16 protein-coding genes are annotated in these 15626 nt (G+C 64.4%); 8 read left to right on the forward strand and 8 right to left on the reverse strand.

Annotated elements, in window-relative coordinates; genetic code table 11:
* Position 1 precedes the first annotated feature (1 nt).
* The 6 genes from J2R80_RS33405 to J2R80_RS33430 all read right to left on the reverse strand — a co-directional run bounded on the left by J2R80_RS33405 (position 2) and on the right by J2R80_RS33430 (position 5859).
* A complete protein-coding gene (locus tag J2R80_RS33405) occupies positions 2 to 676 on the reverse strand; it encodes a response regulator transcription factor (protein WP_028344544.1) in 675 nt (224 codons plus the stop codon).
* Positions 677 to 1065: 389 nt separating this feature from the next.
* Positions 1066 to 2154, reverse strand: a complete 1089-nt coding sequence (locus J2R80_RS33410; protein ID WP_028334238.1) for a TRAP transporter substrate-binding protein — start codon at positions 2152 to 2154, stop codon at positions 1066 to 1068.
* Between the two features lie 240 nt (positions 2155 to 2394).
* Positions 2395 to 3483, reverse strand: coding sequence for a TRAP transporter substrate-binding protein (locus tag J2R80_RS33415; RefSeq protein WP_092084399.1), 1089 nt, complete (start codon positions 3481 to 3483; stop codon positions 2395 to 2397).
* Positions 3484 to 3791: 308 nt separating this feature from the next.
* Complete coding sequence (locus tag J2R80_RS33420; RefSeq protein ID WP_076826437.1) at positions 3792 to 4028, reverse strand: hypothetical protein; 237 nt, start codon at positions 4026 to 4028, stop codon at positions 3792 to 3794.
* Positions 4029 to 4233: 205 nt separating this feature from the next.
* On the reverse strand, positions 4234 to 5364 hold the full coding sequence (locus J2R80_RS33425) for an Mrp/NBP35 family ATP-binding protein (protein WP_057017247.1): 1131 nt from the start codon (positions 5362 to 5364) through the stop codon (positions 4234 to 4236).
* A gap of 57 nt (positions 5365 to 5421) precedes the next feature.
* Positions 5422 to 5859 (reverse strand): VOC family protein, encoded by a 438-nt coding sequence (locus tag J2R80_RS33430; protein WP_253640097.1) that lies wholly within the window; start codon positions 5857 to 5859, stop codon positions 5422 to 5424.
* Between the two features lie 203 nt (positions 5860 to 6062).
* On the opposite strand from J2R80_RS33430, the gene J2R80_RS33435 reads away from it, so the two are divergent.
* The 4 genes from J2R80_RS33435 (at position 6063) to J2R80_RS33450 (ending at position 9914) form a co-directional block, all read left to right on the forward strand.
* Positions 6063 to 6935 (forward strand): NAD(P)-dependent oxidoreductase, encoded by an 873-nt coding sequence (locus tag J2R80_RS33435; protein WP_076826435.1) that lies wholly within the window; start codon positions 6063 to 6065, stop codon positions 6933 to 6935.
* 295 nt (positions 6936 to 7230) lie between these two features.
* A complete protein-coding gene (locus J2R80_RS33440) occupies positions 7231 to 8838 on the forward strand; it encodes a HAMP domain-containing sensor histidine kinase (protein ID WP_057017245.1) in 1608 nt (535 codons plus the stop codon).
* Positions 8839 to 9094: 256 nt separating this feature from the next.
* Positions 9095 to 9298 (forward strand): DUF1289 domain-containing protein, encoded by a 204-nt coding sequence (locus J2R80_RS33445; RefSeq protein ID WP_028334232.1) that lies wholly within the window; start codon positions 9095 to 9097, stop codon positions 9296 to 9298.
* Between the two features lie 25 nt (positions 9299 to 9323).
* Positions 9324 to 9914, forward strand: coding sequence for a TIGR02281 family clan AA aspartic protease (locus J2R80_RS33450; RefSeq protein ID WP_076826434.1), 591 nt, complete (start codon positions 9324 to 9326; stop codon positions 9912 to 9914).
* A gap of 22 nt (positions 9915 to 9936) precedes the next feature.
* On the opposite strand, the gene catC is transcribed toward J2R80_RS33450, so the two are convergent.
* Together catC and J2R80_RS33460 are read right to left on the reverse strand one after the other, a co-directional pair.
* On the reverse strand, positions 9937 to 10227 hold the full coding sequence (catC, locus tag J2R80_RS33455) for a muconolactone Delta-isomerase (RefSeq protein ID WP_141342335.1): 291 nt from the start codon (positions 10225 to 10227) through the stop codon (positions 9937 to 9939).
* 88 nt (positions 10228 to 10315) lie between these two features.
* Positions 10316 to 11893: a 4-hydroxyphenylacetate 3-hydroxylase N-terminal domain-containing protein gene (locus tag J2R80_RS33460; protein WP_141342334.1), complete on the reverse strand. Its 1578-nt coding sequence runs from the start codon at positions 11891 to 11893 to the stop codon at positions 10316 to 10318.
* A 251-nt stretch (positions 11894 to 12144) separates the two neighbouring features.
* On the opposite strand from J2R80_RS33460, the gene J2R80_RS33465 reads away from it, so the two are divergent.
* From J2R80_RS33465 to J2R80_RS33480, 4 genes are all read left to right on the forward strand, one after another.
* Entirely contained in the window at positions 12145 to 12762 is a 618-nt protein-coding gene (locus tag J2R80_RS33465) for an FAD synthetase (protein ID WP_246786706.1), read from the forward strand.
* Positions 12759 to 13283: a flavin reductase family protein gene (locus tag J2R80_RS33470; protein WP_141342333.1), complete on the forward strand. Its 525-nt coding sequence runs from the start codon at positions 12759 to 12761 to the stop codon at positions 13281 to 13283. Before J2R80_RS33465 ends, J2R80_RS33470 begins: the two co-directional genes overlap by 4 nt.
* A gap of 71 nt (positions 13284 to 13354) precedes the next feature.
* Positions 13355 to 14224 (forward strand): intradiol ring-cleavage dioxygenase, encoded by an 870-nt coding sequence (locus tag J2R80_RS33475; protein ID WP_141342332.1) that lies wholly within the window; start codon positions 13355 to 13357, stop codon positions 14222 to 14224.
* 67 nt (positions 14225 to 14291) lie between these two features.
* Positions 14292 to 15470 carry a muconate/chloromuconate family cycloisomerase gene (locus J2R80_RS33480; RefSeq protein ID WP_141342331.1) on the forward strand — a complete coding sequence of 393 codons (1179 nt, stop codon included), beginning with the start codon at positions 14292 to 14294 and terminating at the stop codon, positions 15468 to 15470.
* The last annotated feature ends 156 nt before the right edge of the window (positions 15471 to 15626 follow it).

Consider the following 15626-nt stretch of genomic DNA (forward strand, 5'->3'; position numbering starts at 1 on the left):
CCTACTTCTCCTCCGCCATCAGATAACCGACGCCCCGAATGGTATGAATGATGACCCTGGCGCGGTGCTCGGTGAGCAGCTTGCGCAGCCGCGACACGTAGACCTCGACCGCGTTCGAGGCGACCTCGCCGGACAGGCCGAAGATGTGGTCCTCGACATTCTTCTTCGGCACCACCCGCCCCTGCCGTCGCAACAGGATCTCCAGCACCGACGTCTCGCGCGCCGAGAACACGTGCGGAGCGCCGTCGACGAACACCTGCTTGCTCTCGGTGTCGTAGACCAGATTGGCGAGCTTCAGCGAGGAGCCGAGCAGCTGGCCGGGCCGGCGCAGGATGGCTTCGAGCCGCGCCACCAGCTCCTCCAGCGCGAACGGCTTCGCCAGATAGTCGTCCGCGCCGCTGCGCAGGCCGCTGACCCGATCCTGCAGGCCGCCCCGCGCGGTCAGCACCAGGACCGGCAGCGGATCGGTCTTGCGGCGAAGCTCCGACAACACCGACAAGCCATCGCCGTCGGGCAGACCGAGATCGAGGATCATGGCGGCATAACTGACGCTGCGCAGCGCATCGCGCGCCTCGGCAACGCTGTTGACGACATCGGACTCATATCCCGCCGCCATCAGCCCGCTGGCGAGCAGCCGCGAGAGCTCGACATTGTCCTCGACGATCAGAAGGCGCATCGCAGCAATCCTGACTTCATTCAATCGATCTTCTGCTTGCTGTCGTCAAAACAAGACGCATGCGAAGGTGACGTCTCGATGGCGACACAAGCGCATGTTGCTCCAGCTCGTGTTACTGCCCTGAAAAACAGATACCGCCTCCCCGCTGCAATCAAAATCTACGCCAGGCGCCTGTGATTGCGCCCGTGTAAGGCTGACGTCAGCTAGCCATGATAACATAACGGATTGCGCGTTCGCGCCCGGAGATCGAGAACTGGCAGCTGCCGCCACGGCCAGCGACCGGCGGTCATGCGTCTTCGCAAGCCGCGTCGCGCCGGGCCGCGATCGCGGCATGGAAAAAGCCCCGGCGCTTTCGCTCCGAGGCTGATTTCCTGTCCAGCTCGCAGCAATCACGCCTGCGAATGGCGCGCCATGAAATTGTCGTAGCCGACCTCGGCGACCTGGAACCATTGATAGCCGTTGTTGGAGAACGAGGTCAGCGAGTCATAGACCTTCTTGAAGTTGGCGTTGGTCGCGGAAACCTCGGCATGCAGCTCCTTGGCGGCCTTGAAGGAAGCTTCCATCACCGCAGGCGGGAACGGACGCAGCTTGGTGCCGACCGCGAGCAGCTTCTTCAGTGCGATCGGATTGGCCTGGTCGTAGCGCGCCATCATCCAGTTGTTGGCGAGATGGCCGGCCTGCTCGAGCACGAACTGATAATGCTTCGGCAGCGCGTTCCACTTGTCGAGATTGATCATCGCCACCAGCATGGGGCCGCCTTCCCACCAGCCGGGGAAGTAATAGTTCGGCGCGACCTTGTAGAAGCCGAGCTTCTCGTCGTCGTAGGGACCAACCCACTCGGCCGCATCGATGGTGCCCTTCTCGAGCGCCGGATAGATGTCGCCGCCGGCGAGCTGCTGCGGCACCGCGCCGAGCTTCTGCATCACCTTGCCGGCAAAGCCGCCGATGCGGAATTTGAGGCCCTTGAGATCGTCGACGCTGTTGATCTCCTTGCGGAACCAGCCACCCATCTGGCAGCCGGTGTTGCCGGCGAGCAGCGAGGTGACGTTGTAGCTCTTGTAGAACTCGTTGAGCAGGTCCTTGCCGCCGCCCAGCATGAACCAGGCCTGGTTGAGGCGCATGTTGGGCCCGAACGGCACCGCCGAGCCGAAGGTGAAGGTCGGGTCCTTGCCGAAATAATAATAGGGCGCGGTGTGCCCCATCTCGACGGTGCCGTTCTGCACGGCGTCGAGCACCTGCAGGCCCGGCACGATCTCGCCCGCGGCAAAGGTCTGGATCTGGAATTTGTTGTCGGTGGCTTCACCGACCGCCTTCGCCATCAGCTCGGCGCCGCCGTGCAGCGTGTCGAGCGACTTCGGCCAGCTCGTCGTCAAGCGCCACTTGAGCTCCGGCATCGACTGCGCGATCGCGGGAGCTGCGACCGTGGCGGCGCCGGCGACGCCCAGACCCGTGACCTTGATGAAATCTCTTCGCTTCATTTGAATCCTGCCCTGTTCGATTGTGTTGTCCGAGCGTCGACTGCTTTCGATCGTCGCGCCGCTTTTCTTTTTGCCGTCATGACCGGTGACCGATCACACGCCGCCTTCGTGCCGAGGCTTCGGATGCGAGCATGGAGCATCCCCTTCACGAATGCCAGACGCAAAAAACCCGGCCTCCTTGCGGAGGCCGGGCAATGCGTTCGCGTCGCGCGAACGCTCGTCCAAAAGGCTAGACGCCGATCAGCCGCGGGTGCGCGAGCGGATCATGAAGCTGTCGAAGGTGTATTCGGCGACCTGCCACCACAGATACTGGTCGGAGCGGTACGCCTGCATGGCCTCGATCGATTTCTTGAAGTCGGCATTCTTGGCCGAGATTTCACCCCACAGCTCGTTGGTCGCCTTGAGGCAGGCCTCGAGCACCTCGTTGGTGAACGGACGCAGCTGCGTGCCGCCGGCAACCAGCCGCTTCAGCGCGGAGGGGTTCTGCATGTCGTAGCGCGCGGCCATCCAGCTGTTGGCGTTGGCGGCGCCGTTGGCCAGGATCGCCTGGTAGTTCTTCGGCAGCGCGTTCCACTTCTCCAGGTTGACGAAGGAGTGCACGGTCGGACCGCCTTCCCAGAAGCCCGGATAGTAGTAGTACTTGGCGACCTTCTGGAAGCCGAGTTTCTCGTCGTCATAGGGACCGACCCACTCGGCCGCGTCGATGGTGCCCTTTTCGAGCGCCGGATAGATGTCGCCGCCGGCGAGCTGCTGCGGCACCACGCCGACCTTCTGCAGCACCTGGCCGGCAATGCCGCCGATGCGCATCTTCAGGCCCGACATGTCGGCGACGGTCTTGATCTCCTTGCGGAACCAGCCGCCCATCTGGGTGCCGGTGTTGCCGGTCGGGAAACCGATCACGCCGAACTTCTTGAAGAACTCGTTGCCGAGCTCCTGGCCACCGCCCTGATACCACCAGGAGTTCTGCATGCGGGCATTGAGACCGAACGGCACCGACGCGTAGATCGCGAAGGTCGGGTCCTTGCCGACATAGTAGTAGGCGACGGTGTGCGACATCTCGACCGTGCCGTTGGAGGTCGCGTCCAGCGCCTGCAGGCCGGGGACGACTTCGCCCGCCGCGAACACCTGGATCTGGAACTTGTTGTCGGTCATTTCGGCGACGTACTTCGACAGCTCGACGGCACCGCCATAGATGGTGTCCAGCGACTTCGGGAAGCTCGAGGTCAGGCGCCACTTGATTTCAGGCGAGGACTGCGCGATCGCCGGCGCGGCAACCGCCGTCGCGGCAGCACCGGCCGCAGAAACTTTCAAAAAATCACGACGCTTCATCGTAAGACTTCTCCTTCAGGGGCGTTTCCCAGTGACCGCAAGCAGTTCTCCGGCAGCCGCGTGAAAGGCTTGCCGAGGCGCTCTGGGTCGGCCCTTTAACACGGAAGGCGGCGTCACGGAAACGCGACAATGGCATGACCGCGCCAATTAAACGAAAGTCTGATGAGGCTGGAAATCAGCCGGAAAATGCGCCTTCAGGCAGCGACGATGACGCCTGGCAGGTGGCCGCGGAGCTGCCGCCGACCGCGCGGTAAATCGCCGCGTGCGGACCGTCCGGCCCGCTCTCAACCGTCGGGTTACCGGAGCTATCAGCGCCGCGTCGTCGCCCGCGCCTTCTTGGCTTGATCAGCCAAATACCGCCCGCGCCGGATCCAGCTTTGCGCGGTTGTCTTGCTGACACCATACGTCTTGGCGATCACCTCGGCGGCCTCGCCGATCGAGTCGGATTTCTTGGCCATGTTGAATGCCAGCCGGGAGGCCTCTGCGCGCTTCTCCCGCGTCAGATGTTTGCGGTGCTGTTTGTTTGCTTCGCGTGATGCTGCCATGTCGATGGTCGCCTCACGGCCCCTTCCCGCAGTTTGGTTTCACCCGTGGCCGCCTTCCGCTGATCGAAGGGTGGTACGATTCGGCCACTCCTGCATAAACATACAGGCCGGAACCGATTCAGCAATCGTCCAAACGCCACGGGCCTGTGAAGAAAGCCCGCCGGGCTCCCGACGCTTCGCGACCAATCGGCCCAGCAGCGCAGGCTCAGGCAGCCGCGATGACGCCTTGCAGCTGCTCACGGACCTTGCCGCCGATCGCGCGGTAGATCGCCGCGTGCGGGCCGTCCGGTTCGCTCTCGACCACCGGGTTGCCGGCATCGGAGGCGGTGCGGATCGCGATGTGCAGGGGAATCTCGCCGAGGAACGGCACCCCCAGCTTCTCGGCTTCGTGGCGGGCGCCGCCATGGCCGAAGATATCCGAGCGGGTGCCGCAATGCGGGCACTGGAAATAGCTCATGTTCTCGACGATGCCGAGCACCGGCACGCTGACCTTCTTGAACATCGCAAGCCCGCGCCGGGCGTCGATCAGCGAGAGGTCCTGCGGGGTCGAGACGATGACGGCGCCCTTGAGCGGAACGTTCTGCGCCAGCGTGAGCTGGGCATCGCCGGTGCCGGGCGGCATGTCGACCACGAGCACGTCGAGCGTGCCCCAGGCGACGTCGCGCAGCATCTGGGTGATCGCCGACATCACCATCGGCCCGCGCCAGATCATCGCGGTGTCCTCCTCGACCAGGAAGCCGATCGACATGATCGACAGGCCGAAGCGCTGCAGCGGGACCATCTTCTTGTCGTCATTGAGCTGCGGCTTCTCGCGGATGCCGGTCAGCCGCGGCACCGACGGGCCGTAGATGTCGGCGTCGAGCAGCCCGACGCGCAGGCCGAGGTCGCGCAGGCCGAGCGCGAGGTTGAGCGCCGTGGTCGACTTGCCGACGCCGCCCTTGCCGGAGGCGACGGCGATGACGGCGGAGATGCCGGGGATCTCGGCCTGCCGGGCCATCGGCGATTGCCCGCCGGGCGGATGCGGATGGCGATGGGCGGACGCCGGCGGGACGCCGCCGGCCGGCCGCGGCGCCGGTGCCGCAGCGCCCGCCTTGCGCTCGGCGGTCAGCGCGATCATCGCGACGCTGACGCCGGGAATGGCGCGCACGGCATTCTCGGCCTGCGCACGCACGCTCTCCCAGGCGCGGGCCTCCGCGGCGTCGACATTGATCGAGAAGAACACCTTGCCGTCGGTGACCGTGATCGCCGACAGCACATTGGCGTTGGTCAAGGCTGTGCCGCGTGGCGACATCACCTTGGCAAGGCAATCGAGGACCTGTTGCTGCGTCACGCTCACCGCGCATCTCCTGGAAAGTTCAAGAGACCGACCCATAGAGCGTTGCAGCGCAAAAGGCTACCTCGCTCCGACGTCGTTCCGCCGCTCGGCCGGCGCGGCGGAGCCGCCTTCCTTGGCGGCCTCGTAGTTCAGCTCGATCATGACCCCGTTGGGGTCGTTGACGAAGATCTGCCAGAGATCGCCGCCGGGAACCTGGCGCGAGTCGAATTCCATGCCCTTGGACTGAAGCCGCTGCCGCATCCCATCGAAGCCCTGGCTGGCAAAGGCGACGTGATGGACGACGCCCGAGTCAGGCTTTTGTGCCTCGTCGGTCGCCGAAATATCGACCAGATGCACGACCGCCTTGCCCTCGCTGTACATCCACGCACCGGGGAACGCGAAGTTCGGCCGCGCGCCCTTTTCCAGGCCCAGGATGTCCTCATAGAACCGCACCGTGGCGGAGAGATTCCGGGTCCGGATATTGAAATGATCGAGCACACCGACGCTCATGCCCATGCGATACACTCCCTTTTTTGTGAAGTTCGTTGGTGGCCCAATCCTAGCACAAAACCGCCTTCTGCCATCCCACCAAGGCCGTTGCCCTCCGCTGCACAGGGGGTATGGTGCGGCTCCTTCCATGGACGGAATGCCCTGCCCGCCGCGACGTTTTCCGGCGGTCTCAAGGGGCGATCACCACGGCAAATCACAAGGTAACAGATATGGCTAAAGTCGCTTTCCTCGGTCTCGGCGTGATGGGTTTCCCGATGGCGGGACACCTCGTGAAAAAAGGCGGCCATGAGGTCACCGTGTACAACCGGACCGCGGCGAAGGCGAAGGAATGGGCCGACAAGTTCGGCGGCAAGACGGCGCCGACCCCGAAGGCCGCCGCCGAAGGCCAGGATTTCGTGATGTGCTGCGTCGGCAACGACAACGACCTGCGCGCGGTCACGATCGGCCCCGACGGCGCCTTCGCCGGGATCAGGAAGGGCGCGACCTTCGTCGATCACACCACCGCCTCCGCCGAGGTCGCCCGCGAGCTCGATGCCGCCGCGACCAAGGCCGGCTTCAAATTCGTCGACGCGCCGGTGTCGGGCGGCCAGGCCGGCGCCGAGAACGGCGTGCTGACTGTGATGTGCGGCGGCAGCGAAGACGCCTATGCGGGCGCCGAGCCGATCATCACCGGCGCTTACGCGCGGATGTGCAAATTGCTCGGGCCGGCGGGCGCCGGCCAGCTCACCAAGATGGTCAACCAGATCTGCATCGCCGGTCTGGTTCAGGGCCTGTCGGAGGGCATCCACTTTGCCAAGAAGAGCGGCCTCGACGTCGCCGCCGTGATCGAGACCATCTCCAAGGGCGCGGCGCAGTCCTGGCAGATGGAGAACCGCTACAAGACCATGAACGAGGGCAAGTACGATTTCGGCTTCGCGGTCGAGTGGATGCGCAAGGACCTCTCGATTGCGCTGGCGGAGGCCCGCCGCAACGGCGCCACCCTGCCCGCCACCGCGCTGGTCGACCAGTTCTATGCCGAGGTCGAGAAGATGGGCGGCAAGCGTTGGGACACGTCGAGCCTGCTGGCGCGGCTGCAGCGGTAACACTTCCCACCATTTCGTCATGCCCGGGCTTGTCCCGGGCATCCACGTCTTTGGATCCACGAAAAGCAAGACGTGGATGGCCGGGACAAGCCCGGCCATGACAACATGGAATTGTCAGACCCGGCGTGCGCGTGTGCGCCCGCCATCGCACAACAGCGGGACCCCCGCGCAAAAGTTAATTTAACTCCCCGTTTACGCTTTTCCTTAGCTCTTTAAGGCAACGCTTAATGATTTAGCGTCACAGATAGACAATGCAAAAAGCCCGCGCGGTTCGTGGGCAGGATTTGTGTTGTTGATGAGTAATCCCGCAGAAAAGCCTGAAGTTGTAGCGCTTCCGGCAGGACCTCAGGTGACGGTGCCGGTGAACAGCCGGCGCGTCGCCGCGCAGCGGGTGCGCGAGGCGCGGGATCGGTTAACGTCAACCAGTGGAACCCGCCCGGCGTTCGACGCCGAACTGCTCCGTCAATACGCCCAGACCCGGATCTCGGCGTCCTACGTCGTGATGCTGCTCGTGGTGGCAACCGGCGTGCTGTTTGGCCTCTGGATGAAGCCGATCGTGGCCGGCGCCTGGACAGTCGGCATCCTCTGCGTCCATCTCGCGATCATCCGCAGTTGTTCCCGCTTCCTCGCCGAACCAACCTCGGTCGCGGTCACCCGCAAATGGCGGACTCGCTTCGTGCTGCTCGACCTGCTCTACGGCCTGTGCTGGACCGCGATCCTGATCCACCCCGCCGGGCGCGATCTCGCCTCCAACACGCTGATGATGTTTTTGATGCTGCTGGTGATCGCGGTCTCCAGCATGCTGGCCGCGAGCCTGCCGATCGCGGCCCTTGCGGCAACGGTTCCGGTGACGGTCGGGATCGCGCTCGACCTCGTGCTCAATGGCGCGTTCGACAATTACGTGCTGGCGCTGCTGGCGCTTGCGGCCGAAGGCTATTTCGCCTTGCTCGCGCACCGCCTGCATTCGACCACGCTGGCGACGCTGGAGGCCCGCGCCGAAAAGGATGCGCTGATCGGCGAGTTGGAACAGGCCAAGGCGATCTCGGACGAGGCGCGGCACCGCGCCGAGTCCGCCAACGTCGCCAAGTCGCGCTTCCTCGCCCAGATGAGCCACGAACTGCGCACGCCGCTCAATGCGATCCTCGGCTTCTCCGAGGTGATGAAGAGCGAGATTTTCGGCGCGCACACCGTGCCGGTCTACAAGGAATATTCCGCCGACATCCATAATTCCGGCGTGCATCTGCTCAATCTCATCAACGAGATCCTCGACCTGTCGCGCATCGAAGCCGGCCGCTACGAGCTGAACGAGGAGGCCGTGGCGCTGGTGCATGTCGTCGCCGATTGCCACCATCTCCTGAAGCTGCGCGCCTCCAGCCGCGGCATCACCATCCACGAGGTGTTCGAGCACGGCATGCCGAGGATCTGGGGCGACGAGCGCGCCATCCGCCAGGTCGTGCTCAACCTGCTCTCCAACTCGATCAAGTTCACCCCGCAGGGCGGCGAAATCTGGCTGAAGGTCGGCTGGACCGCGTCGGGCGGGCAATATCTGAGCGTCAAGGACACCGGAAGTGGCATCGCCGAGGACGAGATCCCGGTCGTGCTGGCCTCCTTCGGCCAGGGCTCCAACTCGATCAAGTCGGCGGAACAGGGCGCGGGCCTTGGCCTGCCGATCGCGAAAAGCCTGATCGACATGCATGGCGGCACCTTCACGCTGAAGTCGAAGCTGCGCATCGGCACCGAAGTGATCGTCACCTTGCCGCCGGAACGGGTGATGAGCGCGCTGGCGCCGATGGCGGAAGAAGCGCCGCCGATGCAGCCGCCGGAGCCCGTCGAGCCCGCGATGGGCGCCGACCGGAAGCGCGTGCGCCGCAAGTCGATCATGAGTGCCGGCACCGGATTGTAGAGCATGTCGCGGAAGATCGTGACGCAGTTATCGATAGAGCCCTTTCCGTTCCGATCGATTCGGAACGGGGCTCCAGATCTTGGTTCTGACGCGCTCTCTCTACGCGAACCGGTATCCACTTCGCTCGAAAACGCTTTGGCAACAAACCCAAGGCGTTCGCGCCAGGACCATGCTCGCGACAAAATGCCGAGGCGTGATGCAGCATCCCATGTCAACCGGCTTGCACCGGCCGCCGAAACCGTTCAACACTTGAACAATGAGCTCAGAGACGCCGTGTATCGCAGTCTGCATGATGGACCCCAGGACGAAGCTCTGCTTCGGCTGTGGCCGCACGCTTCCGGAGATCGCGCGCTGGCACAAGATGGACCGCGCGGAGCGGCTATCGGTGATGGCGACGTTGCCGGCGCGCATGGCCGAGGCTGGGCTCGAGCGCATGGAGCCGCGTCCGAAGCGCGCGTGATCGGCGTTGCGGCGGGAGTGGCGCCGTGACCCGTATCCTCCTCGTCATCGTGCTGCTGATGGCAACCGCCGGCGCCGTCGTTGCCTATGGCGACCCCGAGCAGATCGCCCGCGCCAGGGAGAATCTGACCCAGATCTTCGGCCGCAGCATCACCGCCTCAGCCTCGACCTCCAGCTCCGCCCCCGCCGTGCAGATCGCGCGCGGCCAGGGTGGCGAGTTCGCGTTCCGCGCCAAGATCAACGGCGTCAGCGCCCCGATGGTGATCGACACCGGCGCGACCTCGGTCGTGCTGACCTGGGAAACCGCGAAAGCGATCGGGCTGCCGATCGATATGCTCGAATACAATGTCGACCTCGAGACCGCCGGCGGTCACACCAAGGCGGCGCGGCTGACGCTCGACCGGCTCGCGGTCGGCAAGCTGGTCGAGAAATCGGTGCCGGCGCTGGTGGTGCAGCGCGGGCAGATGAAGACCAACCTGCTCGGCATGAGCTTCCTCGACCGGCTCGAGAGCTGGGGCGTTCGCGCCGACACGCTGAGCCTGACCGGCTACCCCGATGTCACCGGCAGCATCAACACCTCAAGCCGCCACCGGCGCGCGCGCACGGCCGTCGACTAGCGCGACGGCGCCTACTCCACCACTACCGGTCGTCGTCGTGGATCGACGACGGGTGCCGGCACAGCGGCGTGACCTGGATCTCCATGAACGGAAACAGCGGCAGGCTGGACAGGATGTCGTGCAATTCCTGCGCGCCGGAGACGTCGAAGATGCTGACATTGGCGTAGCGCCCGGCCACCCGCCACAGATGGCGCCAGGCCCCGGTACGCTGCAGCTCCATGGCACGGACGCGTTCCGCCGCCTTCAGCGCGTCGACCTTCTCGACCGGGAGATCGTGCGAAACCCGCACATCCATTTCGACGTGGAACAGCATGACAAGTGAACCCCTTCTGCAACAAGATGGAACAGCGTGGAGCCGCCACGCAACTTGTGGCGGCTCCATTGATCCGTCTAACAAATCGTCAGCCCTGCACCAGACCGCGGCTGACGAGGTTGATGTCGTCGGGGTTGACGAGGTCCTTCGCCGTCCAACCGGAGACGTCGTAGTCGCTCATGCAATTGCGCACGAAATCCTGCATGGCGCCGAGGTCGCCGGTGGCGCTCGCGGCCATCAGCGTCTCGACGCGCAGGTTCTCGTAATTGCCCGCATAGTTGCGCTCGTAGAGCTCATGCCGGCCGCCGAACTCGGAGCCGACCGCGTCCCAGAGCAGCTTCAGCAGCTTGATCCGGTCGATCGCGGCATAGCCGTTGGAGCCGCGCACGAAGCGGTCGAGATAGGGCCGGATCGCCTCGCTCTCCAGATCGGCCGAGCTCGACGGCAGATAGATCAGGCCGCTCGCCACATGACGCTCGATCAATTCCTTGATCCGCGGATAGGCCATCGGTGCGAACACGCGATAGGCCAGCCCGTAGTTCAGATTCGGCAGATTGTAGCCATCGGTCCCCTGCCAGGCGATCGGCGATTTCACCATCGCATCGGCAATGCCGTGGAACAGATTGCGCCAGGCGATCACCTCGCCCACCGCCGTCTGCACGCCGCGAAAATCCTTCGACCCGGTCGCCTCGACGGCCATCGAGAACAGGCCGGCGATGAAGTCGAGCTTGACGGCAAGCCGTGTCACGCCGTGCAGCGTGAACCGCGGGATGAAGCCCGAGGCCGGGAAGAACTGGTTGATCTTGTCGGCGTCGCCATAGATGAAGACATTCTCCCAGGGCACCAGCACCTTGTCGAACACGAGAATCGAGTCGTTCTCGTCGAAGCGGCTGGACAGAGGATAGTCGAACGGCGAGCCGGTCGCCGCCGCGGTGAATTCGTAGGACGAGCGGGCAATCAGCTTGATGCCCTTGGCATCCATCGGCGCCGTGAAGATCAGCGCGAACGACTTGTCCTTGATCGGAATGCCGTAGTGGGCGATGAAATTGTAGTGCGTCAGCGCCGAGCCGGTCGCGACCACCTTCGCGCCCGAAACGATCAGGCCGGCGTCGGTCTCCTTCTCGACATGCATGAAGACGTCACGCACCTCCTCGATGGCGCGGTCGCGATCGATCGGCGGATTGACGATGGCATGATTCCAGAAGTCGAGACGCTCCTGGGTCCGGGCATACCACTTTTTCGCATTGCCGGCGTAATCGCCATAGAAGCTTGAATTCGCCCCCAGCGTGCCGAGGAACGACGCCTTGTAGTCCGGCGAGCGGCCCATCCAGCCGAACGCAACCTTCTGCAATTCGGCAATCGCATCGCGGCCCTTGACGAGGTCGTCGGCCGTCTTCGAGCCGAGGAAGAACGGATGGGTCAGCTGTCCCGAGCCGGTGTCGGTCAGGACGCCGATCTGATCCTTCTTCTCATGGAAACGGTCGTACCAGCGCGCCACCATCCGCGCCGAATTGCGGAAGGCTGGATGCTGGGTGACGTTCTTGACGCGCTCGCCGTAGATGTAGATTTCCCGGCCATCCTGGATGCTGTCCAGGAATTCCGCACCGGTATAGACGCTGGTGGTCGACGCTGGCACGTCGGCCCGCAGGGCTGCTGCTGTAGTCATGGGTTTCTCCTCCGCTTGTGTCGCTGGACCGGCGGCGTTGCCACACCGGCCTTAAGACCATCTCGTCACGCTCTTGGACGGCGTGACATCGGAGGAAACGCTACGCGCTCACCCGAAGCGGGCGAAAGGTATCACACGATACCGCGCAGACCGGCCTGGCTCGGGCTATGACTCGATGGCACGGACCGGACGGCAGGGATCGTTCGGCCGGCGCAAGCCGCAGCTGATGCAGCACGGCAAGGGAGCGAACCATGGGCAAGGGTTTTGACAGCAGCGCTGTCGCTTTCCATCGCGATGGGAAATTGGCCCTCGACGCCTGCGTCGTGACCATCGGCGCATTTGACGGCGTCCACCGCGGCCATCAGGAGCTGCTGCGGCAGACCATCGCGGCAGCGCGGCGCCGCGGCATTGCAGCCGTGGTCTACACCTTCGATCCGCCGCCAAAAGTGTATTTCGGCCAGGCCAAGCCGCTGATTTCGCTTCGCGAAAAACTCGAGCGCATCGCAACATTCGCGCCTGACCACGTCGTCGTCGCCGATTTCAACCAGATCTACGTCCGGCGCACCGCGCTCGATTTCCTCGCCGAATTGCAGCTTCTGCGACCACGCGAAGTCATCGTCGGCGAGGATTTCCGCTTCGGGTCCTGCAAGGGCGGCACCGCGCTGCTGTTGCGGCAGCACTTCAACACCCGCATCCTGCCGCCGGTGCGCTGCGGCAATGGCGAGATCGTCTCCAGCAGCCGGATTCGCGCCTTGCGACGATCCGGCCTTGCCGCCACCGCGGCGACGCTGGAAAACTGGCGGGATATCGTGACCGCGCCACCGGCCAACCGATCCGGTTTGGCCCAACTCGAGGTCGCAAGCCAATGACCGCCATCGATCCGCGAGAGTTGCGCTATGCCTGTGGCCAGTTCGGCACCGGCGTCACCATCATCACGACACATTGCGAGGGCCGCGATCACGGCATGACGGCCAACGCCTTCATGTCGGTCTCGCTCGATCCGCCGCTGGTCGCGATCTCGATCGCGAAGAGCGCGAAGATGCTGTGCAACATCCAGAACACCGGCCGCTTTGCGGTCAGCATCCTCGCCGAGGGCATGGAGGATCTCGCCTGGCATTTCGCCGGCAAGCCCAAGCTCGACCTCTGTGACGTGTTCGAGCGCCGCAACGAGTTGCCCGTCATCGCCAACGCGGCAGCGTATTTCGTGACCGATCTCGCCGATGAGATCGTCGCGGGCGACCACACCATCTTCCTCGGCCATGTTCGCGAGATGGCGCTGGAGCCCGGCAAGAAGCCGCTGCTGTTCTGCCGCGGCCGCTTCGGCGGCCTTGCCGATCCGCACCCTGCACCCGCGACGCTGGAGAATGCCGCTTACGAATTTGTCTGGTGAGACCAGCAACCGATATTCCCGAGAACGGGAATGCAAGTTTGAGGAAACTGCAAAAAAAAGGAGGAACGACCATGCTGAACGTCAACAAGGACACCATCACCGACCACGTGATCGCCGCGCTCTCCAAGGACATTCCGGATCGCAACCGGCAGATCATGACGAGCCTGATCCGCCACATGCACGACTTCTGCAAGGAGGTCGACCTGACCTTCGCCGAGTGGTTCGCCGCATGCGAATTCCTGCGCCGCGCCGGCGACATCTCGGACGAGAAGCGCAACGAGTTCATCCTGATCGCCGACATCCTCGGCGTCGAGGTGCTGGTCGACATGCTCGATCATCGGGTCACCGACGGCGAGAGCGAGTCGACCGTGCTCGGACCGTTCTACCGGGAAAACCCGCCGGTGCTGCCCAAGGGCGCCTCCATCATCAAGAAGACGTTCGACAACGCGCAGACCGTCAAGGTCTCAGGGCGCATCAGCGACACCGCGGGGCGGCCGATCGAGGGCGTCACGATCGACGTCTGGGAAGACGCGCCGAACGGCCTCTACGACCTGCAGGATCCGGAACAGCCGGCCTACAATCTGCGCGGACGCTTCACGACCGAGGCCAACGGCGAGTATGCCTTCATGGCGCTCCGCCCCGAGCCCTATCCGATCCCCTATGACGGCGCCGGCGGCGAGCTGCTGAAATATATGGGCCACCATCCCTGGCGTCCTGGCCACATCCATTTCATGCTTTCGAAGGACGGCTATCAATCGCTGATCTCGCAGATCTACGATTCCGAGACCAAGTATCTCGACAACGACTCGGTGTTCGCCGTGAAGCAGAGCCTGATCGGCAAGTTCGCCAAGGCCCCCGCCGGCGCCGACACCGATCTGGTTCTCAACTTCGACTTCAAGCTCAAGAAAGCCGCCGTCGAACGGCTCGTCGCGGCCGAGTAAGACCCGTTACGTCCTGCCAGGCCCATCAGCCTGGCAGGGCTCACTCTGAACTGACCTGCGAGGACATATGAGTCGTGCCGTGATCGAAATCGCCGAGCCCGTGGAGCGCGTGCAGGCTCACGCGAAGGACACTGCGATCCGCAGCATCCGCGCGACCATCGTGGAGGCACCGACCCGCCGCCGGCACAAGCTCTCGAACACGGAAGTCACGCATCAGGGTTACGTGCTGGTGCGCGTCCTGCTCGATAACGGCGTGACGGGCATCGGCGAAGCCTCGACGCTCGGCGGGCCGCGCTGGGCCGAGGAGAGCGTGGAGTCGATCAACGCCGCGGTCACGAATTATCTGGCGCCGGCGCTGCTCGGACAGCCTGCGCTCGCCTTCGAAGCCAATGCCTTGCGCATGAGCAAGGCCGCCACCCGCAATTTCGCCGCCAAGGGCGCCATCGAGTCCGCCCTGCTCGACGCCACCGGCAAGACGCTGGGCCTGCCCGCCAGCGTGCTGCTCGGCGGCGCCGTGCGCGAACGCATGGAGGTGATCTGGGCGCTGGCCTCGGGTGACAGCAGCCAGGAGGTGGAAGAAGCGAAAGAGAAGCTGCGGCGCCGCGAACACCGCCAGTTCAAGATCAAGTTCGGCTTCAACCGCCCGCAGGTCGATCTGAAGCGGTTGCAGGCGCTGCGCGCCGGTCTCGGCGATGAGGTGCGCCTGATCGTCGACGTCAACCAGGGCTGGACCGAGGCCGAATGCATCCGTTTCATGCCCGCGCTGGAGGAGCTGGATGTTGCCCTGATCGAACAACCGGTGTCGGCGCTACAACTGGAAGCGATGGCGCGGGTCGCGGCCCGCACTTCGATCCCGTTGCTGGTGGACGAAGCGGCTTTCACCAAGGAGGAAATCGCGCGCGCGGGCGCGATGGGCTGCGGCAGCGTCTACTCGCTGAAGCTCGTCAAGAGCGGCGGCCTGTTCGAGATGAAGCGCGCCGCGGCGGTCGCCAGCGCGCACGGCCTCGAGCTTTATGGCGGCTGCCTGCTGGAGAGCAGCATCGGCGCGGCGGCGCATCTCGCCGCCTTCGCCACCATGCCCAGGCTCGAATGGGGCACCGAACATTTTGGTCCGCGAATCCTGGTGGAGGATCTGGTCGTCAAGCCGATCAGATTCGACGAGTTCGAAATCTGCGCCCCTGACGGCCCCGGTCTCGGCGTAGAGGTCGACGAGGACAAGATCCGCGCCTTCGCCCGGAAGGACTAGCCGGATGGCGTCGTTCCCGCGGACAATTGACAATCCACGGGCCCACGCCCAGTCTTCGCGTCGGAACCGTCGTCTCGATCGTGAGCACATGACCACGCGATATCGAACCCGGCAGGATTTTTCCGCCGCTTCCGCGGAAGCGCGCGAGCAAGCGTT

It is taken from the genome of Bradyrhizobium sp. USDA 4541 (genome assembly GCF_024171085.1).
GTDB lineage: Bacteria > Pseudomonadota > Alphaproteobacteria > Rhizobiales > Xanthobacteraceae > Bradyrhizobium > Bradyrhizobium australafricanum.